1 pseudogene is annotated in these 280 nt (G+C 55.7%); it reads left to right on the top strand.

The features are described from left to right. Positions 1 to 65: 65 nt before the first annotated feature. Positions 66 to 280 (top strand): annotated as a pseudogene (locus KDM89_RS22105) (AAA family ATPase); the annotation flags it as partial.

The raw sequence follows: 280 nt of genomic DNA, 5'->3' as shown, positions 1-280 counted from the left end.
ACTTGCGATTTATCGCATGACTATGTGTCTATCAATGCCGATTACCGCTCCTGATCCAATCTGACATGACGCAATTGGAGCATTTTCTGAATCGTGCCGAGCAGGTGCTGGCCAGGCTGGAAGCCTTGCTGCCAGCTGCCACACCAGTGCCAGACTGGGCGCTGGGTAGTGCTTTTCGCTGGCGTAAGCGCGGCGGTGTGGGCTATTTGCAGGTGGTGCGCCATCCGGCCACGATACGGCTGGATGATTTGTGCAACATCGCGGCTCAGAAAAAGCAGAT

This window comes from Cognatundibacterium luofuense, from assembly GCF_018139685.1.
In the GTDB taxonomy this organism is placed as follows: domain Bacteria; phylum Pseudomonadota; class Gammaproteobacteria; order Burkholderiales; family Burkholderiaceae_D; genus Undibacterium; species Undibacterium luofuense.
Note: the sequence above shows the minus strand (reverse complement) of the source record. Positions and strands in the feature narration are given on the sequence as shown.